Annotated in this window: 15 protein-coding genes; 2 read left to right on the plus strand and 13 right to left on the minus strand. The window is 37.4% G+C overall.

Features of this window, described 5'->3' with window-relative positions:
- Positions 1-59 precede the first annotated feature (59 nt).
- The 4 genes from OLW01_RS08180 to OLW01_RS08195 all read right to left on the minus strand — a co-directional run bounded on the left by OLW01_RS08180 (position 60) and on the right by OLW01_RS08195 (position 6,483).
- Positions 60-3,185, minus strand: a complete 3,126-nt coding sequence (locus tag OLW01_RS08180) for an efflux RND transporter permease subunit (protein WP_268073356.1) — start codon at positions 3,183-3,185, stop codon at positions 60-62.
- Complete coding sequence (locus OLW01_RS08185) at positions 3,186-4,631, minus strand: efflux RND transporter periplasmic adaptor subunit (RefSeq protein ID WP_268073357.1); 1,446 nt, start codon at positions 4,629-4,631, stop codon at positions 3,186-3,188.
- Positions 4,624-5,937, minus strand: coding sequence for a TolC family protein (locus OLW01_RS08190; protein ID WP_268073358.1), 1,314 nt, complete (start codon positions 5,935-5,937; stop codon positions 4,624-4,626). The genes OLW01_RS08185 and OLW01_RS08190 overlap by 8 nt, the downstream gene beginning before the upstream one ends.
- 147 nt (positions 5,938-6,084) lie before the next feature.
- Entirely contained in the window at positions 6,085-6,483 is a 399-nt protein-coding gene (locus OLW01_RS08195) for a hypothetical protein (protein ID WP_268073359.1), read from the minus strand.
- A gap of 589 nt (positions 6,484-7,072) precedes the next feature.
- On the opposite strand from OLW01_RS08195, the gene OLW01_RS08200 reads away from it, so the two are divergent.
- Complete coding sequence (locus OLW01_RS08200) at positions 7,073-8,020, plus strand: GGDEF domain-containing response regulator (RefSeq protein WP_268073360.1); 948 nt, start codon at positions 7,073-7,075, stop codon at positions 8,018-8,020.
- Positions 8,021-8,078: 58 nt separating this feature from the next.
- Here OLW01_RS08200 and OLW01_RS08205 read toward each other — a convergent pair whose 3' ends face one another.
- The 3 genes from OLW01_RS08205 to srmB all read right to left on the minus strand — a co-directional run bounded on the left by OLW01_RS08205 (position 8,079) and on the right by srmB (position 12,238).
- Complete coding sequence (locus OLW01_RS08205) at positions 8,079-9,251, minus strand: serine hydrolase domain-containing protein (RefSeq protein WP_268073361.1); 1,173 nt, start codon at positions 9,249-9,251, stop codon at positions 8,079-8,081.
- A 135-nt stretch (positions 9,252-9,386) separates the two neighbouring features.
- Positions 9,387-10,799 (minus strand): pyruvate kinase, encoded by a 1,413-nt coding sequence (pyk, locus tag OLW01_RS08210; protein WP_268073362.1) that lies wholly within the window; start codon positions 10,797-10,799, stop codon positions 9,387-9,389.
- Between the two features lie 167 nt (positions 10,800-10,966).
- Complete coding sequence (srmB, locus tag OLW01_RS08215) at positions 10,967-12,238, minus strand: ATP-dependent RNA helicase SrmB (protein WP_268073363.1); 1,272 nt, start codon at positions 12,236-12,238, stop codon at positions 10,967-10,969.
- A 248-nt stretch (positions 12,239-12,486) separates the two neighbouring features.
- Here srmB and OLW01_RS08220 point away from each other — a divergent pair, with 248 nt between their 5' ends.
- Positions 12,487-15,594 (plus strand): SNF2-related protein, encoded by a 3,108-nt coding sequence (locus OLW01_RS08220; RefSeq protein WP_268073364.1) that lies wholly within the window; start codon positions 12,487-12,489, stop codon positions 15,592-15,594.
- A gap of 64 nt (positions 15,595-15,658) precedes the next feature.
- On the opposite strand, the gene OLW01_RS08225 is transcribed toward OLW01_RS08220, so the two are convergent.
- The 6 genes from OLW01_RS08225 to OLW01_RS08250 form a co-directional block, all read right to left on the minus strand.
- Positions 15,659-17,800, minus strand: coding sequence for a putative bifunctional diguanylate cyclase/phosphodiesterase (locus OLW01_RS08225; RefSeq protein WP_268073365.1), 2,142 nt, complete (start codon positions 17,798-17,800; stop codon positions 15,659-15,661).
- Positions 17,793-18,299, minus strand: a complete 507-nt coding sequence (locus OLW01_RS08230) for a Rab family GTPase (RefSeq protein WP_268073366.1) — start codon at positions 18,297-18,299, stop codon at positions 17,793-17,795. The genes OLW01_RS08225 and OLW01_RS08230 overlap by 8 nt, the downstream gene beginning before the upstream one ends.
- Positions 18,296-20,134, minus strand: coding sequence for an OmpA family protein (locus tag OLW01_RS08235; RefSeq protein ID WP_268073367.1), 1,839 nt, complete (start codon positions 20,132-20,134; stop codon positions 18,296-18,298). The genes OLW01_RS08230 and OLW01_RS08235 overlap by 4 nt, the downstream gene beginning before the upstream one ends.
- Positions 20,134-20,673: a hypothetical protein gene (locus OLW01_RS08240; protein ID WP_268073368.1), complete on the minus strand. Its 540-nt coding sequence runs from the start codon at positions 20,671-20,673 to the stop codon at positions 20,134-20,136. Before OLW01_RS08240 ends, OLW01_RS08235 begins: the two co-directional genes overlap by 1 nt.
- A gap of 305 nt (positions 20,674-20,978) precedes the next feature.
- Positions 20,979-22,355 (minus strand): UDP-N-acetylmuramoyl-L-alanine--D-glutamate ligase, encoded by a 1,377-nt coding sequence (gene murD, locus OLW01_RS08245; RefSeq protein ID WP_268073369.1) that lies wholly within the window; start codon positions 22,353-22,355, stop codon positions 20,979-20,981.
- Entirely contained in the window at positions 22,348-23,688 is a 1,341-nt protein-coding gene (locus tag OLW01_RS08250) for a MurL-like N-terminal domain-containing (RefSeq protein ID WP_268073370.1), read from the minus strand. The genes murD and OLW01_RS08250 overlap by 8 nt, the downstream gene beginning before the upstream one ends.
- Positions 23,689-23,881: the final 193 nt, after the last annotated feature.

The following is a 23,881-nucleotide window of genomic DNA, read 5'->3' on the forward strand; positions in this document are numbered from 1 at the left end:
AACGTTAAACTAAGCAGTTAAAAGCTTAACCGCATAGATTAAAAATATCCAGCAAGCTATTAATTTTTGTGAACTTTTATACGATATAAGTTCAATAAATAATAAACCACAGGGATTATTATTAGCGTTAACAGCAAAGCGCTCAACATGCCACCTACCATAGGTGCGGCTATTCGGCTCATTATTTCAGAGCCTGTACCTTTGCCATATAAAACGGGCAATAAACCAATAATAATAGTCGCCGCGGTCATCACCACAGGGCGAATTCTTAAGGTAGCACCTTGTATAATTGCATTTTGTAACACCCTTTTAGTAATCGCTGTGCGATTATCTGATTGGGTTAAGCTTTGGCAAGCTTGCTGTAAATAAACCAGCATTAATACACCAATTTCAACTGCGACACCCGCAAGGGCAATAAACCCCACGCCTACGGCGACTGAAAAATTAAAACCTTCCAAGTAAAGCAGCCACAACCCGCCTATTAATGCGGTAGGCAGCGTAAATAAAATAATCAGCACATCACGCATATTCTTAAAATTTAAAAATAATAAAATCACAATGAGTGCCAAAGTAATAGGCAAAACAAATTTAAGCTTTTGCTGCGCTCGTAACATATATTCGTATTGGCCTGCCCAGCTAATTGAATAGCCAGCAGGCATATCTAGTTGCTCAGCCAATGCTTGTTTTGCGCGCGCAACATAACTACCAATATCGCCCCCCGTTACATCAATATAACTCCATCCATTAATGCGGGCATTTTCACTTTTAATGGCAGGCGGTCCTAATTCAACATAAATACGGGCGACATCTGCTAATACCAAATGAATGCCTTGCTCTGTCACTATTGGTAATTTTTTTAATGCTTGTGGCGAATCCCGATAACTTTGAGGATAACGCAGATTAACTGAATACCTGGCTTGGCCTTCAATGGTTTCAGTGATTTTAGCGCCCCCAATAGCGGTATTAATAACTTGATGAATATCGGCTATGTTTAAACCGTACTGCGCGGCTTTGGCTCTGTTAATATCAACTTTTATATAGCGTCCGCCACTAACTCGCTCTGAATAAACCGAGGCCGTGCCTTCAACTTTTTGTAAAATAGTTTCAATTTGACGGCCAATTTGCTCAATTTGATTTAAATCATCACCCGCTATTTTAATACCCACTGGCGTTTTAATCCCAGTAGCTAACATATCGATTCTGGTTTTAATCGGCATAACCCAAGCATTGCTCACCCCGGGTAGTTGTATAAGCTGATTTAACTCATCTTTGAGCTTTTCGGGTGTCATGCCTGCTCGCCATTGTGATTTGGGTTTAAATTGAATAAAGGTTTCAATCATAGTGAGTGGCGCCGGATCGGTTGCTGTTTCGCCGCGCCCTACTTTACCAAATACGGTTTTAACCTCAGGCACTGTCATAATAAGTTTGTCAGTTTGCTGCAATAATTGACGAGCCTGCGCAATTGATAACCCCGGGTAAGTCGTTGGCATATACATTAAATCCCCTTCATCTAAAGGAGGCATAAATTCACTGCCAATTTTATTGACCGGATAAAAACCCAATACTGTGACTAAAAGCGCCAAAAAAAGCGTCCACTTAGGTTTATTAAGTGCTGCTTTTAAAACGGGACGATACAGGTTAATTAATAACTTATTAATAGGGTTTTTATGCTCAGCAATAACCTTGCCGCGAATAAAATAACCCATTAATACCGGCACTAAAGTAATCGCCAGTCCGGCTGATGCGGCCATTGCATAGGTTTTAGTAAAGGCTAAGGGCTCAAACATGCGCCCTTCTTGTGCCTCTAAAATAAAAACAGGTAAAAAACTAACGGTTATTATCAGCAAGCTGAAAAATAAAGCAGGCCCTACCTCTGCTGCTGATTTAGCGACAAGCTGCCAGCGGTTTTGTGATGTTAGCGGCGTGTTCGAAATATGCTTGTGCATATTTTCAATCATTACAATCGCCCCATCTGTCATGGCTCCAATTGCAATTGCAATCCCACCTAAAGACATAATATTAGCGTTAATACCTTGCGCGTTCATAATAATAAAAGAAACCAAAATGCCTAACGGCAAACTCACCATAGCCACTAAAGCAGAGCGAATATGAAACAAAAATACAATACAAACTACAGCCACAATAAGCAGCTCTTCGCCTAATTTATGCCACAAGTTATTAATGGCATTATTAATTAATTGTGATCTGTCATAAACCGTTACCAAATTAACCCCCTCAGGCAAATTCGGTTTTAAGCTATTTATTTTTTGTTTAACGGCTGTAATTGTTTGTTGTGCATTGGCCCCATATCGCATTACCACTATGCCACCCACAACTTCACCTTTGCCATTTAGCTCAGCAATGCCTCTTCGCATTGCAGGACCGGTAACCACATTACCGACATCAGCAAACGTAATGGTTGCACCCTGTTTTGTCAGGCCTAACGGAATTTGTTTAATGTCCTCAATATTTTTTAGGTAGCCGGTGGATGTAACCATATATTCCGCTTCAGCCATTTCAATAACCGAAGCACCGGTTTCTTGGTTCGCTCTTTGCAGCGCGGTCTGAACATGAGTTAATGGAATATTGTAAGCACGCAGTTTTTGCGGATCGACTTGTACTTGATACTGTTTAACCATACCGCCAATAGGCGCAACTTCAGATACGCCTTCTACGGTTTGTAATTCATATTTTAAAAACCAGTCTTGTATACTACGAAGTTCACTTAAACTATGTTGGCCTGTTGGGTCTTCAAGCGCATATAAATATACCCAACCCACGCCGGTTGCATCTGGACCCAGCTTTGATGAGGCCGATTTAGGTAAACTTTCAGACGCTTGACTTAAATACTCTAACACTCGGCTTCTTGCCCAGTACATGTCGGTATCATCTTCAAAAATCACATACACGTAAGAATCACCAAAAAACGAAAAACCGCGTACCGTTTTGGCTTTAGGTACAGACAACATGGCTGATGTTAACGGGAACGTGACTTGATCTTGAACAACTTGTGGCGACTGCCCCGGATAACTGGTTTTAATAATCACCTGAACATCAGATAAATCAGGAATAGCATCCACTGGCGTATTTTTAAGTGAGTAGCCTCCCAACCCGATTAAAATCAAAGTTAGCAGCAGGATTAATACTCTATTGTTAACTGACCAATAAATAATACGTTCAATCATTTATTGGCCCTCCAGTAACGTAATTTGTGTTACCACCAGCTCGTCACCTACTTCAAAACTAAATTCAATAGGGTGATTAACCATTAAACGGTCAAGATTAATTCTAGGTGAGGCAATAAAATCCATTGTGGCGGCTGATCGATTCCATTTAGCGATTGGCTCCCGGCTAATATTAAGGGTTCGGGTGGCTTTATTAATTGAGTTGATAACCCCTTTCACTTGTGCAAATGGCAATGTATTAGATTGCATACGCATAAAATCTGAGGTTTTACTCGATTCAGAATCAATCAAAAATTGAGCTGAGCTAACCACTCTATCATTGGTTGTTAAACCATGAATAATTTCAATGTAACCTTGTGCAGCTTGCCCCATTACCACATCAACCGATTTAAAAACGCCATCGCCTAATGCTAATACCACTTTATTTTGATCGCCTGTTTGAATCACAGCTTGTGCGGGTACTACTAACGCATTTTTTATCGGCTTGGTTTCAATCTCAATGTTGGCAAACATATTTGGCTTTAATAACAAGTTAGGGTTATTTAAGCTAAATCTAACCCGCACCGTGCGTGTTTTTTCATTAAGCACCGGATAAACTCGCTCTAGTTGGCTATGCCAAGTACGTCCGGGATAATAATCTAAGGTTAATTTAACCGGCAAACCAGCTTCAACCAAAGCGGTATCTCGTTCAAATATTTGAGCTTCTACCCACATTTGTTCAAGCCCACCAATGCTCATGAGTGTCATACCGGGCTTAATATAAAATCCATGCCGAATATTTAATTTTTTCAACACGCCCGTTCGGGGCGCATAAAAAGTTACATTTTTTTTAATTTGCTTATTTTTTTGCAAGTTGGTAATAAAATCTTCGGGCAAGTGCAATGCTTTAAGTCGTGATTTTGCAGCGCGAATCAGCTCGCTATTGTTGCGTTTTAGCGCAATTAATAGCTCTTCTTGTGCATTGACTAATTCAGGTGAATATAACTCATATAACGGCTGACCTTTTTCAACTGAGTCGCCAACTGAGGTGACAAAAAGCTGTTCAACCCAGCCTTGAACCCGTGGATGAACATGGTGTATTTTATCTTCATCAAACTGAATATAACCGGTTGTTTTAATACTTTGGCTTAAATCACGTTGCTCAACGGCGACTGTTTTAACCGAAAGTTGGTTGATTACCTGCGGCGATATTTTAACTTCACCTTTTGCTACTGCCTGTTCACTTTTTGAATAAACGGGTACTAGATCCATCCCCATTGGCGATTTACCCGGCTTGTCACGCCGGTAAGTATCATCCATAGGTGCAACCCAATATAACGGCGATTTATCTTGGCCTGCTGAGTTTTCTTTGTGTGTTTCTGGTTGATCAGTTAATAAAAGCGTCAGCGTTACACCCAGTAAAGCACCTAATAGCAAGTAGATAATATTTCGTTTAGCGCTACTCATTAGCCGCTCCTAAGTGATTCTGATTTAAATAAAAATTAAGCTCAATCCAAGCTTTGACTATATCCACTTTTACCTTTAATAAAGCCCTTTGATTGTTAAGTTCAATTAAGTTCGCACTAAACACATCCGCAAAATCACCCTCTTCTTGGGCATAAGCTGACAGCGCCGTTTTTACCAAGCTTTGTGATTGCGCTAAAATATTTTCTGAACTCGAGTTTAGGTATAATGTTTTTCGTTTTAGTAAAAATTTATACTGGGTTAACGCCGCTGAGAACTCGGCCATCATGGCTTGCAGCTTTAAACGTTTTTGAGTTTTAACTGATTCAGATTGATAAATAGCGGCTTTTACTTTTTGCTCGGTTTGAGCTTGGTTAATAATGGGTAAATCAAAACTCACCCCTACCGAAAACAAATCACTACGAGTCTCACCAAAATCACTATTCTGACGATAGCCATATTTTGCATTGACTTGCCACTGGGCTTTATAGGCTTGTTTTTCTAGTTCAATTTTTTTACTTGAAACTTGAAACTGGCTGTCAAACAATTGAATACTAGGATGTTGCATTAATACTTTCAGCATTTGGCTTTGCTGGGCATACATTTTTAACTGTTCAGGCGTAAGCTGAAAAGCCGCTTTAGGAAGTTCTGGTTTTATCGTTATATTTGAGCCAACCGCCCCTTCAACCAACCATTGCTGCAAACGCGATAAATAGGCTGACAAATTTTGTTTTGATTGCACTAATTGATCATCAAGTTGCATTAAAGCTAATTGTGCATTCAATACATCTTGTTGCTTAGTATTTGTTAAACCGCTGGCATAATTGGCTTGTGATATTTCCAGTATATTACTCAGCACTTGCTGGTTTTTTAACAATAGCGCATGCGATTCCTGCTCAAAATAAGCATTTAACCATAGCAAAGCTACGCTTCGGCTAACTTGTTTTTGTCGCTCTTTTCGCAATAACGGATGTGACTTGGCTTTAATATTATACAAATCACTTTCAATTTGATTGCGGTTACCACGCTCAAATACTTGCGAAGCACCCAAGGTTAATTGGGTCATTGATGTTTGGTTAAATTGCCAAGTTTCAGTTGGCATATTATTCAAGTTGACGGATATTTTAGGATTATCTAACTGTTTAGCTGCTGTGCTTTTAAGCTGTAAAGCACTTTGCTCAGCTTGACTTTGTTGTGACCAAATATCGCCTTTCACAGCCAAATTAACGACGTCACTTAAACTTAAAGCATCTGCAATCGCAAATTGAGTGGCCAGACATAAACTCAGCCCAATAATAAAAACTCTCATTAATATGATTTCCACAATGTTATTTAACCTTAACTCGGGTTAAGGTGGGTTCTAACTAATTGAAAAAACAAAACATTAATGCACAACTAACAACCTTAGTATGGTTGTTTTGGAGTTGGCATCGCTTTGATTAAAAGCTAAAAGAATTTAAATAAGTATGGGAGGTCGGTATAACGAATGGATTAGAGTTTTAGGTTGATTTTGAACCTGAAGATCAATTTTAACAGCCGATTGGCGAGCATTTAGTAAACTTATTGACTGCACTAAAAATAAGCTAGATGTACTGGCTTGAGTTAAACAGTGACAAGTTTGATCGCAACAATCATCCGTTGCGTTTAACTGACTGTTAGTATCGGTAGAACTGAGCTTGGCTGATGAGGTCATTTTCATATGCTCACAATCTGGCATTTCTGACTGGCTCATTTGCTCTGACATTTGGGAAGATTGCTTAGTGAACAATTGCATTTGTTGATTCATTGGCATTTCACAATGAGCATTAATAGATGCAAAACTTTGCCCGACAAAAACGAGTAAAGTTAAAATCATTAATTTAATGTTCAATTGGAAATAATGCAAAAGTTAATTTCACTGTGATTATTAAAAATACTAAACAACTATAAGCGGTATAAGTTAATCTAAAAATATCAAATTGTAAACCCAGACCATTAAACACGGACAATTCATAATGGGGTAATTAAAAGTATTGAACGTTTGCTCAATGCAAAATCAGTGATACACAACAAACCGTTCCCCACTAAAAATTGCGGTGAAAATTAACAGTCAAAAATCGATAAATAAAGCTTTTAATTTAAAGTGTGAACCGCCACGCAAACATAATGCGCCTTAATAAACAATTCAGTGTAACCTTTACCTAATCATTTTGTAACTTTTTTCAATCTAGCATCAAAGTAAAATAAAAAACCATTAATATCAACAAGTTAAAATCAGGTGTGAATTTTGCATAAAATGAGAATAAAAATCAAAGCTGTTTATGTTAATATGCTAACTTATTTGACCTCTACTTTAGCCAAAACAAACTTAAAAGCTTTAAATTTAAAAACCAATTGAAATCCGACTTTGCATGAATGGTATCGTAAAGCAAGGATGATAATTATAGATAAGACAAGGATTTAAAATGCAATCACTTGGTTTACAACATAGTAATATATATCCACTTAAATCTATCAAAACAACGTCGACTATTTTAATCGCACACAACAATATTAGTGTCATTCGTCAATACCAAAGCTTGTTTGAATCTTTATTTAATATTGAAATTGCAACTTGCGGACATTCCGCTTTAAACAAATTATCTAAACAAAATATTGACTTAGCTATTTTAAATGTTGAGTTACCTGGTTTGTCAGGTTTTTCGGTATTAAAACGCTTTAATACGCACACGCCTTTTAATAGTACGTCTTTTATTTTTATGAGCGAAGCCACTAATATCGACCAAGAAAAAACCGCATTAGCGCTAGGCGCAATTGATTACATTAATACCTCTGGTCATACACAAATCACCTTTAACCGAGTGAAAAATAGTATGGAATTAATTGAGCAAAACAAACAGTTAGCACTTAGCTCAAATGTTGACGCATTAACAGGTTTGGCAAACCGTAAAATGTTAGATGATTCAATAAATGATGAATTTGAGAAATCTGTCAGAGGCGATTATGCATTAACATTAATGATGATCGACATAGACGACTTTAAATTATTTAATGATGAATTTGGTCATTTAGAAGGAGATAAATGTCTTACACAGGTTGCTCAAACACTGAAATTATTCGAACAAAGAAACAGTGACTTAGCAGCTCGATTTGGCGGTGAAGAATTTACATTAGTACTCCCCTACACAAATAGTGACGGTGCCAAACAACTTGCTAATAAAATAATCGAAAAAATTCAAGCGCTAAAAATTCGTCAATCGAAATTAGCGACTCATGGGTTTGTCAGCATTAGCATAGGTATTGCGACGCATAATAATGGCATCCATTTTAACCACCCAGAAAAAATGATTGAAGATGCAGACAGCAAACTTTATCAGGCTAAAAGCTTAGGCAAAAATAGATTCGTCGACTAACGCTCGCGGTAATTTGTCGTGATTAACTTAATAGGCTTGCGATAAAAGGCGTAAAAACTTATAACTGTTTAGCATAAGTCCAAAATTCAGACGATATTTTACCAATTAAACTTGATTCGGCATTCATTAACATTGCAAAACCAATTCCTAATTCAGGTGAATAGCCAATATCTGCACGAAACCCCTGTACCCAGCCAGAGTGATATATAACAGGATAATCTTTAAACTGATAAATTCGCCAACCATAGCCATAATGCGCATCCACTAAGTGATTACGCCAAAAACGCTTTCGCAAGTCTCTTTTGGTTTGTATCCTAGGCGTCGTGATCTCTTTTAATAAGCTGGGTGATAGCACATCTGGCGCATAACCCATATTTGCAATTAACCATTTAGCTAAATCCGTAATACTGGCATTAATCCCGGCAGCCGGTGCAACTTTATAAAAATCAGGCGTTACAGGAACGGTTCGCCATATGTATCGTTTAATTGATTTTCCCAGCTTATTTTTTTTACCTGTGCTAACACGTTGAACCAGCACATGGGGCTTAGCAATATTATTCTCTTGTAAAAAAACATCTATCCCCACTGAAGCATTTTTCATATCCAATGGCGAAAATAATCTATCTTGCACTAAATTCGTAAAAGATTTTTTTTGGCTGGCCTCAATCGCAGGCTGAATGAGTGAGTAAGCAATGTTTTGGTAGCCATAACACTGATCTGGTTGGCATAACGGGGTAATACGATCAAACCGGCTAATGATTTTTTCAAAACTCCAGTCTTCGTGTAATAAATTGTCGTACGCATTTGGCATAAGCCCACTGGAATGACTTAATAAGTGCCGTATTTTAATTTTATTAGCGGCTTGTTCGCTGGCAAGCGTAAATTTAGGAACAAATTTTGTAATAGGATCGGACAAGTCCAATTTATGCTCTTGCGCCAACATAGTGGTCACGGTCGCGGCAAAAGTTTTTGATACCGAAGCTAACCTAAAAACGGTCTCTGGAGTTACTTTTTGGGTTTGGGTTTTATCCGTATAACCAAAGGTTTCTAATGCTAGAATTTCATCGTCTTTAATAATGGCATAAGCGCCACCCGGAATATTCAATTCTTTAAATTGCCTAGCCACACTAGACGAAAAACTTTGGTTAAAATGGCTTATTTTATTTGCACAAGCCAAGGGCACTATAAAAATAGTGAGTAGACTAAAAATAACAATGTTTAATTTGGCCATACTTAATCTTGCAAAAATAACTGAACTCCGGTTATTTAAAGCTGATAATTCTACCGAGTTAATAAACGAATAAACAGTAAAAACAAAAAAACCAGTTCAATTGAACTGGTTTTTAATATACAGCTTAAGCTAAGTTTAAACTAAAGCTTTAACTGTGTTAATTTCAAAGCGGTTAGTTTCACCTTTAGGTGAACCTGGTGCACTTTTCGCAACAATCACTAAGCTCTCGTCAGTTAATGTTTTATTATCAACTAATGGGCTTAATGCTTTGTTAAGTACAGTTGCTCTGTCTTCAACATCAATTAAATAAGCATCAACACCATAACTTAACGATAATAAACGTAGTGGCTCTGGCTCATAACACGCAGCATAAATAGGTGCTGAAGGTCTGTGTGAAGCAATTTGACGAACCGTTGTACCTTGACGAGTTGGTACAATAATCGCGTCAACATCTAAATCACGCGCCGCTTTTGCAACAGATTTAGCAATGTAAGCTTGTAAATCATCACGGCTATCTTCGATATCAAAGTTAATTCCTTTTGCAGTTTCAACTTCAACATGGCGCGCTATACGGGCCATAGTTTCAACCGCTTCAAACGGGTAATCACCATAAGCTGATTCACCTGATAACATGAGTGCATCAGTGCCGTCTAATACCGCATTTGCAACATCTGAAATTTCAGCACGAGTTGGGCGTGGGTTTTGAATCATGCTTTCAAGCATTTGAGTTGCAGTAATGACTGGGACTTTTGCTCGAATACATTTTTGAATCATGTCTTTTTGTACTAATGGTACTTGCTCACCCGGAATTTCAATCCCTAAGTCACCACGAGCAACCATAACGCCGTAAACCACTTCTAAAATTTCGTCTAAGTTTTCAACCCCTTCACGGTTTTCAATTTTAGCGATAATTTTAATTGGTGAATTTTTAGCGTCTAAGATTTCTTGTACGTCTAACACATCTTGTTTGTTACGTACAAATGAGTGTGCGATAAAATCAACACCCGCTTCAATCGCCATTTCAATAAATGACTTATCACGCTCAGTAACTGAAGGTAATTTAATTTCAACACCCGGTACATTAACGCTTTTCTTTTTCTTGATTTTGCCGTTATTTAATGCCGTTGTGTATAAAGCTTCACTGTCTTTGCTATCAACAACTAATTCTAATAAACCGTCGTCAATTAAAATGTGCGCGCCAACCGGTACATCATTTACAAAACCTAAATAGTTTACTTGTACCGCATCGCGTGTCGTTGCTACGTCTAAACCATCTGCACGAAAAGTGACTTTATCGCCAGTTTTGATTGATAGGTCTTCTTCAATTTTTAAATTAGTACGCATTTCTGGGCCTTTGGTATCAACCAAAACCGCTAATTTTTCACTGACTTTACGTACATTCTCGATAACCACTTTGGTATCTTCAGGGGTTTGATGAGCCGTGTTTAAACGGATCACGTTTACACCACGTTTATATAACTCACCAATAAATTCAACATCGCCTTTAAGGTCTGATACCGTTGCGACAATTTTTGTCTTTTTGCTCATTATTTACTCTTCGCCATTAATTATAAAAATAATTTCGCGCATTATACGCTGATTTGATTGCCAATTCCGACTAAAAAAACAAATATAGTAATATGCTAAACAATATTCGCCATAACTTGCTTTGATACAAGCTTAATTAATCATTTAACAGACTCATATTAATTTGCCTATTCGTTATTAGATTGTGCTTTTTTAGCAGCGCGCTTTGCCATTTTTTTAGCTTTGGCAGCCACTTGTTTCTTTTGTACCAATTTTCGAGCTTTTGGCTTAGATTTTTTTGTCGGTATTTTGGCTTCTTTGTGTTTAGGCTCTAAACCTTTAATTACACGCCTTGCTAATTTCTCTTTAACGTAGCGCTCAACTTTGCCTAATACCGCCACATCATGCGCTTCAATAAAACTAACTGCTGTGCCTTTTTTACCCGCTCGACCCGTTCGGCCAATTCTATGTACGTAAATATCGGCGGTTCGAGGCATATCAAAGTTAAATACATGACTAACATCGTCAATATCAATACCGCGCGCGGCGACATCCGTTGCCACTAAAATATTACGATAACCCGAGGTAAAAGCTTTAACGGCTTTTTGCCGTTTATCTTGCGCCATATCCCCTTGTAACCAAGCACAGGCTAAATCGGCAGTATTTAGCTGACCGCATAACTCTGCTACCCGCTCACGCGTTTTAACAAAAACAATCGCTTTTTGAACTTCATCAGCTTTTAACCAATGAATTAACTGAGATAATTTGTGAGTACGATCATCTGATAAATGCACCCATTGGATAATTTTTGCTTTTTCACGACGCGGAGAATCGGCTTCAACTAATACTGGGTCGGTTAAAAACTTATTAGCAAAGCTTTCAACGCCCTTGCCTTCTAGCGTGGCTGAAAATAACAAAGTTTGTTTGCGCCATTGAGTTTCGGCGCCAATTTTTTCAATAATTTGGCCAAAGCCCATATCTAACATACGGTCGGCTTCATCAAGCACTAACCATTCAATGTCGCGACAATCGAATGTTTCGTTTTCAATATATTCGAGCAAACGCCCTGGTGTGGCCACTAATATATCAACTAAACCGTCTGAAATATCTTTATGTTTACCATAATTGATCCCACCGGTAATAATGGCGCAGTTTGCTTCGGTAAAACAACTAAGCTGTTTTGCCACTTTATAGGTTTGTTCGGCGAGTTCACGGGTAGGTGATAAAATTAAAATTCGAACCCCGTTTGTTCGGCCTCTGGGATAATCTAAAATATGCTGTAATGCCGGTAAAACAAAGCCGGCTGTTTTACCCGTACCCGTTGCCGCGCTGGCTAAAATATCTTTACCATCTAACGCTGGCGGTATGGCTAACTGTTGAATAACTGTCGGCTTAGTGTAGCCTTGTTGTTCAACCGCATTGAGTAAAACATCATCTAATTCTAAATCGGAAAAATTCACGGGTATTCTCACTTTACAATAATGCGCACATTCTAACTTGATACCCCTTTAAGTAAAGCAATCAAAGAACAATTGTCATGAATTACTGATAATTTTTTATTAAATTTGATTATTTTTCAATTTAGTTTGATAGACTGATCGATGCTCATGAAGCCAATCACATCCAAAGGACTCAAACTAAAGAGTTTAATAGCATAAAAAATATCAGAACTAGGTTTGAAGCTAACTAAAACAGGCGAAGATGATTAATGAATGTATACGATGCTGAGTTAACCGAACAATTTGGTCAAGCCACATATAAAAAAGGCTTAGAGCATTATTTGCAAGATAATGTCACAAAACTAAAATCCATTAGCTTGTTAAACACTGTGACGGCTGTGGTTGAAAATAAAAAGCAACAATTTAGAGTCGCGATTGATAAAGCTGATTTATCAAGCTTGTGTACCTGTGAAAATAGCGGCCATTGCGAGCACGCGGTAGCAACATTAATTGCAGCAGAAGCCAATAATTTAATTGACCGCACGCCCGTAAGACCTTTTGGGCAATGGCAACAAAATGCCGAAGAGGCATTCGGCTGGCACGCTCAAAATAAACCCAATTTAGACCCAAAAACCGATGGCATTGCGTATTGTTTGTCGCCCGTGTTAGAACAAAATACCCATTACACTCGAATTCAATTAAGTTTAGCTGGGCACGCTCAACCTAGAAATGATGAAGACAACGACGTACTCGCTGTTTTTAATCAAGAAAAAAATGAAAAAACCAGCCACCAGCTATATTTAGAAGGCCAGCAAGCTAATTTAGCTTTACCTAAATTATTAGAAACCGGACGTTGCTATTGGCAATCGGCTAAACAAGCGCCTATTCACTATGGTGCGCCGCGTAAACTAAAACATCAGTGGAAAAAGCAAGACGACGAATTTAAACTCATTTTTAGTTTAGAAAAAGCCGAAAAGTGGTTTTTAATCCCAGCTGAAAAACCTTGGTACTATGACCCGGCTAAAGGCACCATTGGCACAATAGATACCGAGCTAAACGGCGCTTTGTTACATACTTTACTAAACTTGCCTGCGTTAAATGAAAAAGAACTAATAGAATTTTCAGTGTGGCAAACCCAACATAATGTATCGCCTCGCATTGAACTGCCTTTGACTAAAGACATAAAAGTAATCAAAGAAAAGCTCACGCCCGTATTTAGAATTGGCTTAAATGACGCTGGTTATATCGCCAAACTCAGAATGAAATATGACGATTACGAAATTCCCATGACTTTAGTCAGTCAGCTTTATTATCAATTAGAGCAACAAAACTCTAGCGTACAAATTTACCGTAACCAATCTCAAGAACGAAAAGCATTTTACTTGCTAGAAAATTACGGTTTTGCACATAGCAAAGGCGTTGGCAAACAAAACGATTTTGTTTTTTTCTACAATACAGAAATTGGCGTTCGATATGACCAGTTTTGGTTAAACATATTTGAAGAAGTAATGCCCTTACTTATTTCTCAGGGTTGGCAAGTCGAGTTTGAAGAAGGTGTTCATCCAATTAGCATCATTAATGATCCGGATTTTGAGTACCAAATAAACGAAAACAAAGACTGGTTTAAACTGGGGATGAAAATTGATTTTGACGGACAAAAAATTGATTTAATTCCGGTATTAGTTAATTGGTTAAAGCAAACTGAAAACTGGCGCGCCCAAACTGGACGTGTAAAAATTGCCTTAAACCGCCATCAGTTTGTGCGCATTCATATTGATAAACTCAAACCAATTTTAAATATCTTGCAAGAAGCCAGTAACAAACAAGCGCAATTTTCTAACCGACAAGCACACTTATTAAACAGTATTCCTGAAATTAACTCATGTATTGGCGGTACCCATGTAAAACGCTTAGCTAACATACTCGCTAATTTTGAAGGGATTCGCCCTGTCGACTTACCACAAACAGTTAATGCAGATTTACGACCTTATCAGCAACAAGGCTTAAACTGGTTAATGTTTTTAATGGAGTATCAATTTGGCGGTATTTTAGCGGATGACATGGGCCTAGGTAAAACCCTGCAAACTCTAAGCATGTTAGAAGTGATGCGTTTAAATGGTCAATTAGATAGACCCGCATTAGTGGTATGCCCAACGAGTTTAGTTGGTAACTGGATTAATGAATCTCATAAATTTACCCCTAATTTAAATATAAAATCAGCACATGGTAGTAGTCGTCAAAAAACCTTAGATACACTCGCTGATTACGATGTTGTGGTAACCACTTACCCATTAATTAACCGAGATTTTGAGCAGCTTGAACAACAAGAATTTAAGCTACTTATTTTAGATGAAGCACAAAATATTAAAAACCCTAGAGCGCAAATGACGCAAAGCATAAAACGACTCAATTCAGATTACCGTTTATGTTTAAGTGGTACGCCTATTGAAAATCACTTAGGCGAACTTTGGTCGCTATTTGACTTTTTAATGCCTGGCTTTTTAGGACCGCAAAATAAATTTAGTAAAGAATACCGCAAGCCAATAGAAACCTTGCAAGACCAAGATGTTCAATACAGGCTGCACAAAAAAATTAAACCTTTTGTATTACGTCGTAAAAAAGAAGAAGTTGCCAAAGAATTACCTAAAAAGACAGAAATTGTTAAATACATTTCGTTAGATAACGATCAGCGCATGTTATATGAAGCGATTCGAATCAGCATGGAAGATAAAGTTAAAAACATTTTAAAAGACAAAGGCCTCGCCAAAAGCCAACTTGAATGTTTAGACGCGCTGCTTAAACTAAGACAAATTTGCTGTGCACCACAACTGCTTAACTTTGAGAGCACTCAGCAAATTAAAACGTCAGCCAAGCTAGAGTATATAAAAGAAACCGTACCTGAAATGCTAGAAGAAGGCCGCAAGATTTTGCTTTTTTCTCAGTTTGCTCAAATGCTACATATTATTTCAGGTGAGTTAGAAGCTTTAGGTATAGATTACGCAAAATTAACAGGCGAAACTCGCGATAGGCAATCGCAAATTGAGCGTTTTCAAAATGGTGAAGTATCCATCTTTTTAATTTCGTTAAAAGCAGGCGGTACTGGCTTAAATTTAACCGCGGCCGATACGGTTATTCATTATGACCCTTGGTGGAACCCAGCATCAGAAGCACAAGCCAGTGACCGAGCTTACCGAATAGGACAAACCAAACCAGTGTTTGTGTACAAATTGATTTGTGAAGAAACCATTGAAGAAAAAGTACTAAAAATGCAGGAAAGCAAAAAATCGCTCAACCAAAGTATGTTTGGTAAACAAAGCATAGACTCAATAAAAGATCTAACCGCCGATAATTTGCTGGAGCTTTTTAAAAATACCTAAGCTTTTTAATGATAAAATGATCGTGGTATTGATTAATATTAGCTAATAAAAGTGACAGTCAGGCTTAGCTTGACTGCCACTGGCTGCTGATCAGTTTAACAAAATCAGCAAATAAAATAGGTCGGCTAAACAAATACCCCTGTGCCGAATCACATTCGTTATCCACTAAAAACCTTTGTTGCTCTTGCGTTTCAACCCCTTCAGCTATGACTTTTAATTTAAGCTGATGCGCCATTGCAATAACAGCCATTACAATGGCTTTGTCATTAGCATCGGTTGCAATATCTTGCACAAAAGAACGATCGATTTTTAAAATATCAATTGGCAAACGTTTTAAATAAGCCAACGAGCTATAACCTGTGCCAAAATCATCAACGGATACGCTTAAACCTAAACCCCGTGCTGAATTTAATAGGTTAAACACTTCATTGTAATCATTAATTAAACTACTTTCAGTGACCTCTAATTCTAATAATGTAGGGTCCACTTGCTGGCGCTCAATTGTAGATTTAATAAATTCAAAAAATGAACTGTCCATCACTTGCATTGGCGATAAATTAATCGAAAGTTTAATTTGAATATCTGAGCGTTCTAATTGCTTTAAATACTCAGCGGCTTTATTAAAAACCCATTTGCCTAATGGCACTATTAATCCAGTTTTTTCGGCTATCGCAATAAATTCTGATGGCATAACTATGCCTTCGTCAGGACGATTCCACCTAACAAGCACTTCTGCTTTTTCAATTTTAAGCGTTTTTAAATTTAAAATAGGCTGTAAATTCAGTAACAGCTCATCGTTTTCAATAGCTAGCTTAAGCGCTTGTTCTAAATCAATTCGTCGATGTGATGCTTCTTTTAATTCCTGAGAATAAAATTGAATCGCGTTGCGTGTTTTTTTATTGGCGCTATAAGCACTTAAATCAGCAAATTTAAGTAAATCTTCAGGCTGTAAACTATCATGAGGATAACTGACTGCACCTACTTTTAAACCAATTAAATAAGACTCATCTTCTTGGGTATAAAAAGGCTGGTTGGTTAACGAAAATAGTTTTTGGCTAAACGCTTTGCATTTCTCTAGACTATCGATATTGTTTAACACAATTGCAAATTCATCTCCGCCCATTCTCGCTAAAAAGTCAGTTGGCGCAATTAAGTTACTCAAACGTCGGCTCAATTCAATTAACAGTTGGTCCCCCTCGTTATGACCATAAAACTCGTTAATTTGCTTAAATTGGGCAATGTCGATATAAAGTAAAAAAAACGGAATTTCTTCAGCTACTTGGTTTTCTAAATATTGCCAAAACGCACTGCGGTTAAATAAACTGGTTAGCACATCTTGCTGACTAAGGCTTTCATTTTGCTGTAATAAGTATTTTTCGCGACTAATGTCATGCACAAAAAACAACCAATTACTTAACGTTTGTTTGTCGGTTCTCACTGGGTAAAAACCAACCTTAAGCCATTTTAACGTGTGCGGCGGTTTCATCCAGCATAGCTCCCCATTCCAACTGGCTGAGGTTTCAATGAGCCGAGAAAATTCAGGTAGTTGAGACCGCATTAGCTTTAACATAATTTGGCTTGGAGATGTTAGAGTAGAACGTGCAAAATGCGTGACTTCAAAGGTTTTAAATACCGCGGGATTTTCAATAATTACATTAAACTCGGCATCAAAAATAATCACCCCAAAACTTGCGTTTTCAACTGCAGAAACCACAGGCGTAAATAAGTTATTAACCGAGTGGGATGTATTAATCATGCTCAATAATTTATTATGCAAATGTTCATACTGAGCTTGTAATTGATCGTTAGCTAATAAAATATTGCGAGCTGCTTGTAACGTTTTTTGTTTTTGACTGTAAGCATCAGCTTGATTCGTTAATATAAGTACATTATTTGTATCCGTTTTAATGGCTTTAGCATCTAAATGTAAGCTTATATGGTTGTCTAACGCTTCAGTCCAAAACCCTGAATTTAATTGACCTGGAACTGAATTACCCCACAATGCTTTAGCATCAATTAAAAAGTCTTGCAAAAAGTAACTTTGTTCTTCCAGGTTAAAAGCTTGATTAAGCTTAGCTTGTGGTAATAATTGTTGTAGCCAATCAGATTCCCCCGCCACTAATACCAAACTTGCTTGTTGTGGATCAGGACAAATAAAAATAGCTTGTCCGTTGGCAATTAATGCATCGCTAATTACATTATCCATTACTTGTCTCCGTAATGAGTAGCGTGGCTAAATCATTGAATAAGTTTTCTACCTGTGCACCCGTTTTTGCACTAGTTTGAAAAACCAACTCAAATTGAGCTTGAAATTGCTGAAATTGAGCTTGGTTAATATCAATTCCAGCAACTAAGTCACTTTTATTTAAAGCTAAAATAGCAGGACAATTTGATGACTGTTGTACTTGATTGAAAATTTCAAATGCGTCTAATAATGATTGAGGTCGTGTTTGATCAATCACAATAATAACCGCGGATGCACCACGCAAATAACGTTGTTGAAAATGCGCGTATTGATCGACGCCTTCAATATCCCATAGTAAAAATTGAACTTGCTTGTTTTCAACTTCAACAATTTTTTTATCAACTTTAACACCTATGGTGGTTAAATATTTATCATCAAAAATACCTTGCACAAATTGTCTAACCAAACTGGTTTTACCGACGCTGGAGCCACCTAGAAGGCATATTTTTTTTTGGATCATATTTTTCTCTCCGTGTTTTGTGTCTGCTTAAGGTACATCACATTAAATAAGGCCTTCCTTGTATTTATTTGTGATGCCTCACTGCCAAAATGCTTATTATCCAATTGACTCACACCTGTTGTATAAATTTCGTCCTGCGAGATCCCTTGTTTAACCAACTCTGTTCGTACACTATTGGCCCTATCAATACTTAATTTTTGGTTCATTTGTTTAGGACCACTTGCGTCACTGGTGCCAACAACCACTAAATTTAATTGATAATTAAGTGGCTCAGCCAGCTTTTTAGCCATTTGATAAAGCTGAGTCAGTTTATTTAGTTGCGCTAACATAGGCTCTGCCAATTTAACCTCGGCTAGTTCAAAATCAATTTGAATTGCATTAATTTTAGCTAAAATTTGAAATAATGCCTGCTCGCTAACTTGCTGTGATTGAGCAAGCAAAGTATTGCTGGCCTGGATTTGCAACTGAGTTAGATCTAAATTAATACCTTCGGATAAACCAATTGCGCCCAGTTTGATTAATAATTGATATTTTTGGTTGGCTGGTACTTTACCGCTGGCAAACCAAACACCATTTTTATGATTAAATTCAAGCTCGGTAAACTCAGCTTTGATTGGGCTTAATCTTTGTGTAATTAAACTAGGTTCGACCGAATGAAAGTATTTCTCTTTAATCTCGATTTGATCAAGTGTTATCTGCTGATTTGCAAGCCATTGTTTAACTGGCACGCTGTCAGGGTCTCTTAATAATTCAATTTGGGCTGAGCTTTGATGCTTAAAGCCAAAGTCCACATTCAATTTTTGCAAGCTATAGCCAGGCAACGTATCCATTACTGACAACTGAGCTTCTATTTGCTGACTTTGCCAAACTCGCCAACCCCAATGCGTTAAAAATCCCCCTAAAATTAATAACAGTATCCATGCCATCCAAGGTTTTTTTTCTTTAGATTCAAGTTTTTCTTCGGCAATTAAACAATCAGAAAGTTGGCCTTCTGATTGTTCAAACTCGGCATTGTCACCGTTAAATTTGCTTAGTTCAGCTTGATAAAGCTGATGGATCTGCTCCATACTTAACTGCATTTTCTCAGATAAATGGCTGGGCGCTTGCCCAGTAACAGACGCAACTAATGTGGCATAAGGGCCAGGTTTTATTAGCAAGGTATAATTATCTGTAACGATAGTTTCTAGCTGCTCATCATCTGTGGAATCCGGCTGGGCAAACGAATCAGACACAAAATCGCTAATCGCTGTCAGCATTGATGAAATTAAATCAGGATCGGTTTGAACGCTATCAGGGTGACTAACTGATTTTAGCAGTAAGCCAGTTTCACGATGAATTAAAAAAACATGTTCAACACGATACTGGTATGTTTGAGAAACCGCATACTGCGCAAACGAAACATTAGCTTGGCGCGCTTTAATTCGCCATTGAATCCCTTTAACCGTTAAACTGTGCTCCAGCATTTGATTGGTTTTTTCAATAAAGTTACTTAAAAAAGCTTTAACTGACTTTCTAACCAAACTACCAACAATCGGGTAAAAATAACCAACAAATTTATCACTGTGAGTTTCAACGGAGCGCTCAACTGATTGCTCTATTACAGGTTGTAAAATTTTATCAACCGATTGATCTTTCAGCTGCCTGTCGTGTAAAGCCTCAACGACTACATTAGCAACCAGTTCACGCGCATGGCTACGCATAATTTGCGTAATCAAATGTTGGTCTTGCCCCAGAATAATATCTCGCAAGGCGGCAAGCATTTCTTCATCTGATTCTGATGTGAGTGCCTGTTGTACTATATTATTTTTATCATCTGACGAAACATGGGTTTGCATTACAACTCATCATCTTCCAAATTATTTGCCATTGTTGACAGCAGTTTTGCCAGCGTTTTACGGTCGGTTTTAGAAGTGCCTAGCTCGGCAGATACTTTATCTAATTGTTGTCGCAATCCATCTAACAGTTCATTAAATTCAGATTTTAAATGGGTGGCCTCTTTATGAAAATCTTGATTTAGCTGATCAATATTTTTATCTGTGGTTGCACAAAACATTTCATGTTCAGATGCTAAATTGCTTAACTCATTATGAATTTTATCTGACTTATCGTCATGCTGTTTATCTACATACTGAATTCTATCTTCCATTGCAGCAAAATTATGGTCAATTTGCTCATGCAGTTTTTGCATTTTATCATTTAACTCATGAGATAAAGCAGATAATCCATTATCAAGTGACGTTTGCAGGTTGGTAATTTTGTGTTCTAAATTAGCTTGTGCCTGACCAAATATAATTTGCCTAAGCTGGGTAAGTTCATTAACCGATGAACTCGTTTTTTCAGCTTTTCCATTGTCGTTCGGTACATTTTCAGTCATCCCTTGGTCCTTTTTAAAATGATAAGAATTCGATTTTAATTGAGTATAGTTAAACTTTTGTTATTTAGTGCTTTGAAGGTTAAATATTTAAAATATTTCCGTTTATTGCAACTGAATAGCTATTTATACATGAACTTATTATCCGAATTTAGGTAGGGGCTAAAAAGTAGTCTAGATCGAAATAGATTCTAAAGGGCAAGATAAAGACTATTATCAAAAAACAATAAAAAAATATGCCCTTACAATTGCTTGGTCTGCACAATTGCAAGGGCTGTATAAAATAATATGGCATTAAATTTTATTATTTAAGCTAGTGCCGCCGCGTTCACCAGTTGAATAAAACACTCGCCCCTGTGCTGATAATTTTTGAACTCACCAAAACTCGGTGCAGCGGGCGACAATAAAATCACCTCTCCTGCTTGAACTTTGGCCAATATATCCGCCATTGCCTGAGGTAAATTATCGAAAAATTGATATTTAGGCAGCTTATCTATTTTCGGGTTTGAAATATCTAATCCCTGTTTAATGCGTTTACCAGTATCGCCGATCAGCGCCAGCTGTTTAATGTTAAATTGGGGTAGCTGTGATAAAAGCGATTGATAATCCTGTTCGCGTTCTGCTCCGCCTAAGATCAAATAAACAGGTCTGTCAGTATAACAATTAAGCGCACATACAGTAGAATCTGGCGTTGTGGAAATACTATCATTCACCGCAATCATACCATTTTCGTATTCATGCTCTTCTAACCTGTGCGCCAATGCATTAAAGTTGGCTAGTTTTTCTAGTGCCAAACGCCAATTTAACTGCCATTCATTTAATAAGGTTAAACAAGCAGCCAAGTTTTTAAGGTTGTGCTCCCCTTTTAAATTAAATTTAAATCTAAGCGCCTCATCGTAATAAAACAGAGTATTATTTTTACAATAAAACCCTTGAGCCTGATTAAAATAAGTCGCAATTAAAGGGGCTTGTTGCTGTTTAGCTGGCTCAATTAAATATTGCTGGGTTAATTGAGATTCAGCATTACAAATTAGCAGATCACAATTTTTATTGCGCGCTGGACGAGTTTTATCTAAATAATATTGCGCGGCTGTTTTATGCCAAGGTACATGCTCTTGAAACAAATTTAATAAAATAAAAGCGTTTGTGTGCGCATTTAAATCTGCCAGTTGATAAGACGACAGCTCTAAAATAGTATAATCACGAGCAGGCTCAACTGCTATTAATGGTAAACCTAGGTTTCCGGCAACCAAAATATCTAACCCAATACTGTGCATTAAATGACCTAATAAACTCGCGGTCGTGCTTTTGCCTTTCGTGCCTGTCACAATAATGGTTTTGGCATTTGAATAACGTTCAAACCATAAATTGGTTGATGACGAAACCAAACTACCATTTTGTTTTGCCTGTATTAACTCGTCTCGATATAAACTAATCCCGGGGCTTTTAATAATTAGTTTAAAATCACCTTGGCTTAACCGATTTAATCCTTGCTCAGCATAAATATAATTAGGATAGTCAGCTAAATCAGCTTGGTATTCATCCGTTAATATCCATACGTTGTCAGCTTTAAGCGTTTGCGTTAAATACTGATGACAAGCTTGGCCTTCTTGTCCAAAGCCCCATATAAGGGTAGCTTGATTTTTTGCGATTTGGTGCGCTAAACCACCCGTTTGTTTAGACATCAGCAAAACATCCCCGATATTGTTCAGGAATATAATGTAAAGAACGCGCTTTTAATAAATCGGTGCTCGCGCTTTGCAGTACATCTGCGCCATAAGCTTGAATAACGGCTTGGCTCAACTGTTTTATTACTGCATAATCCTGCGTTATTTTTTGCTGGCTTAACATATATATAGCGGTTGCCGATTCTAATTTTTCGCCGACACATTCCCAAGGTTTGTTTTCGGTTAATCCCACCAGTTCACGATAAGCCTGAAGATGTTCAATTTGATTAAGCGGGTTACCATTAAATATGCTCTTTAAGCGGGCTTCATCCATACCAGAAACAGCAAACATTAAATGAACAAAGTGACATTTAGGACAGGCTAAACACCAACGTGTTTGAGATTTTTGATGGTAAATTTTAAATGCTTTATTACAAGAGGTAAAAACAGCATCATAATGACTAAATTGTGCAAATTCTTGTACAATTCGCATTTCGGTAAATGGCCTTAACAATGAAAAATAAGCCAAGTTTGGGTGAACAAATTTTTGCACAAATGCGGTAAAGTCTTTTTCAAATTCGTACGATTTACTGTATTGATGGTTTATTTCAACGCCATTTTTAACCACAGTGGCTTCATTGGCTGACGCTTCGTTAGAAGTAATAATGGCATCACAACCTAACGCTTGGGCAACAATAAGCGCGGTAAAACTAATAATGGCGGTAATGGGCACATGGCCGTTTAGCCCGCCAGCTTCGTTCAATTTAAATAGCTGTGGGTCGAGTGTGCGTTTAACTGATACAAAAGGTAAACCACTTTGTTTAACACAATTTAAAATGGGTTCAGCCGGGTTAACTGCAAATAAGGTAACTTTTTTGCCAGATTTTTTCAGCGCTTCAATGCTCACCAATGAATCTTTACCACCACCAATTAACACTAATGCATGTTGTTCTTGTGACTCTGTGGCTTTAACTAAAGGTGTTTGGGTAACATCTGATGATGGGAATTCGCAAGCCTCTCGAATATCAATTTGATTACGATACGCAAACTCGGCTAACCCATTAATATATAGCTTTTTAAAAAAATGAGCTTGTGCTGTATTTAAGGTCGTTTGTGCCATTTTAATTTGGCTAAACGGCTGTAATTTAAAATAGCTAACGCCAGCGGCGAGATGTAAATACTTAATCGCATTGGAAATTTCAGGTTGTGTTTCATCTATCTGTAACGAGTCGTGCTCGAACGTTAAGGTTTCACAAAACGTGTATTGCCCTTGCTTATAATGCAGGTTTAATTGTTGTGATTCTTTTACAAAATCAGTTTGCTTAAATTCGAATAGTTCAGAGGTAAACAAAGCGTCAGCCAATATCTAAATAAAGATGACTGAGGATTGTATCAAAACTAAAATTAAAAAGATGACAAAAACATAAAAATTGAGTGCTGAATAGCTAAATTTAATTTATGAACAACGCGATATAAAATCGCTGCTACCAATTAAATTCGGATAAAATAATGGAATGAAAAACGGGGTGGCTGATGAAACTTGA

Origin of the sequence: Catenovulum adriaticum, from assembly GCF_026725475.1 — a bacterium.
GTDB lineage: Bacteria > Pseudomonadota > Gammaproteobacteria > Enterobacterales > Alteromonadaceae > Catenovulum > Catenovulum adriaticum.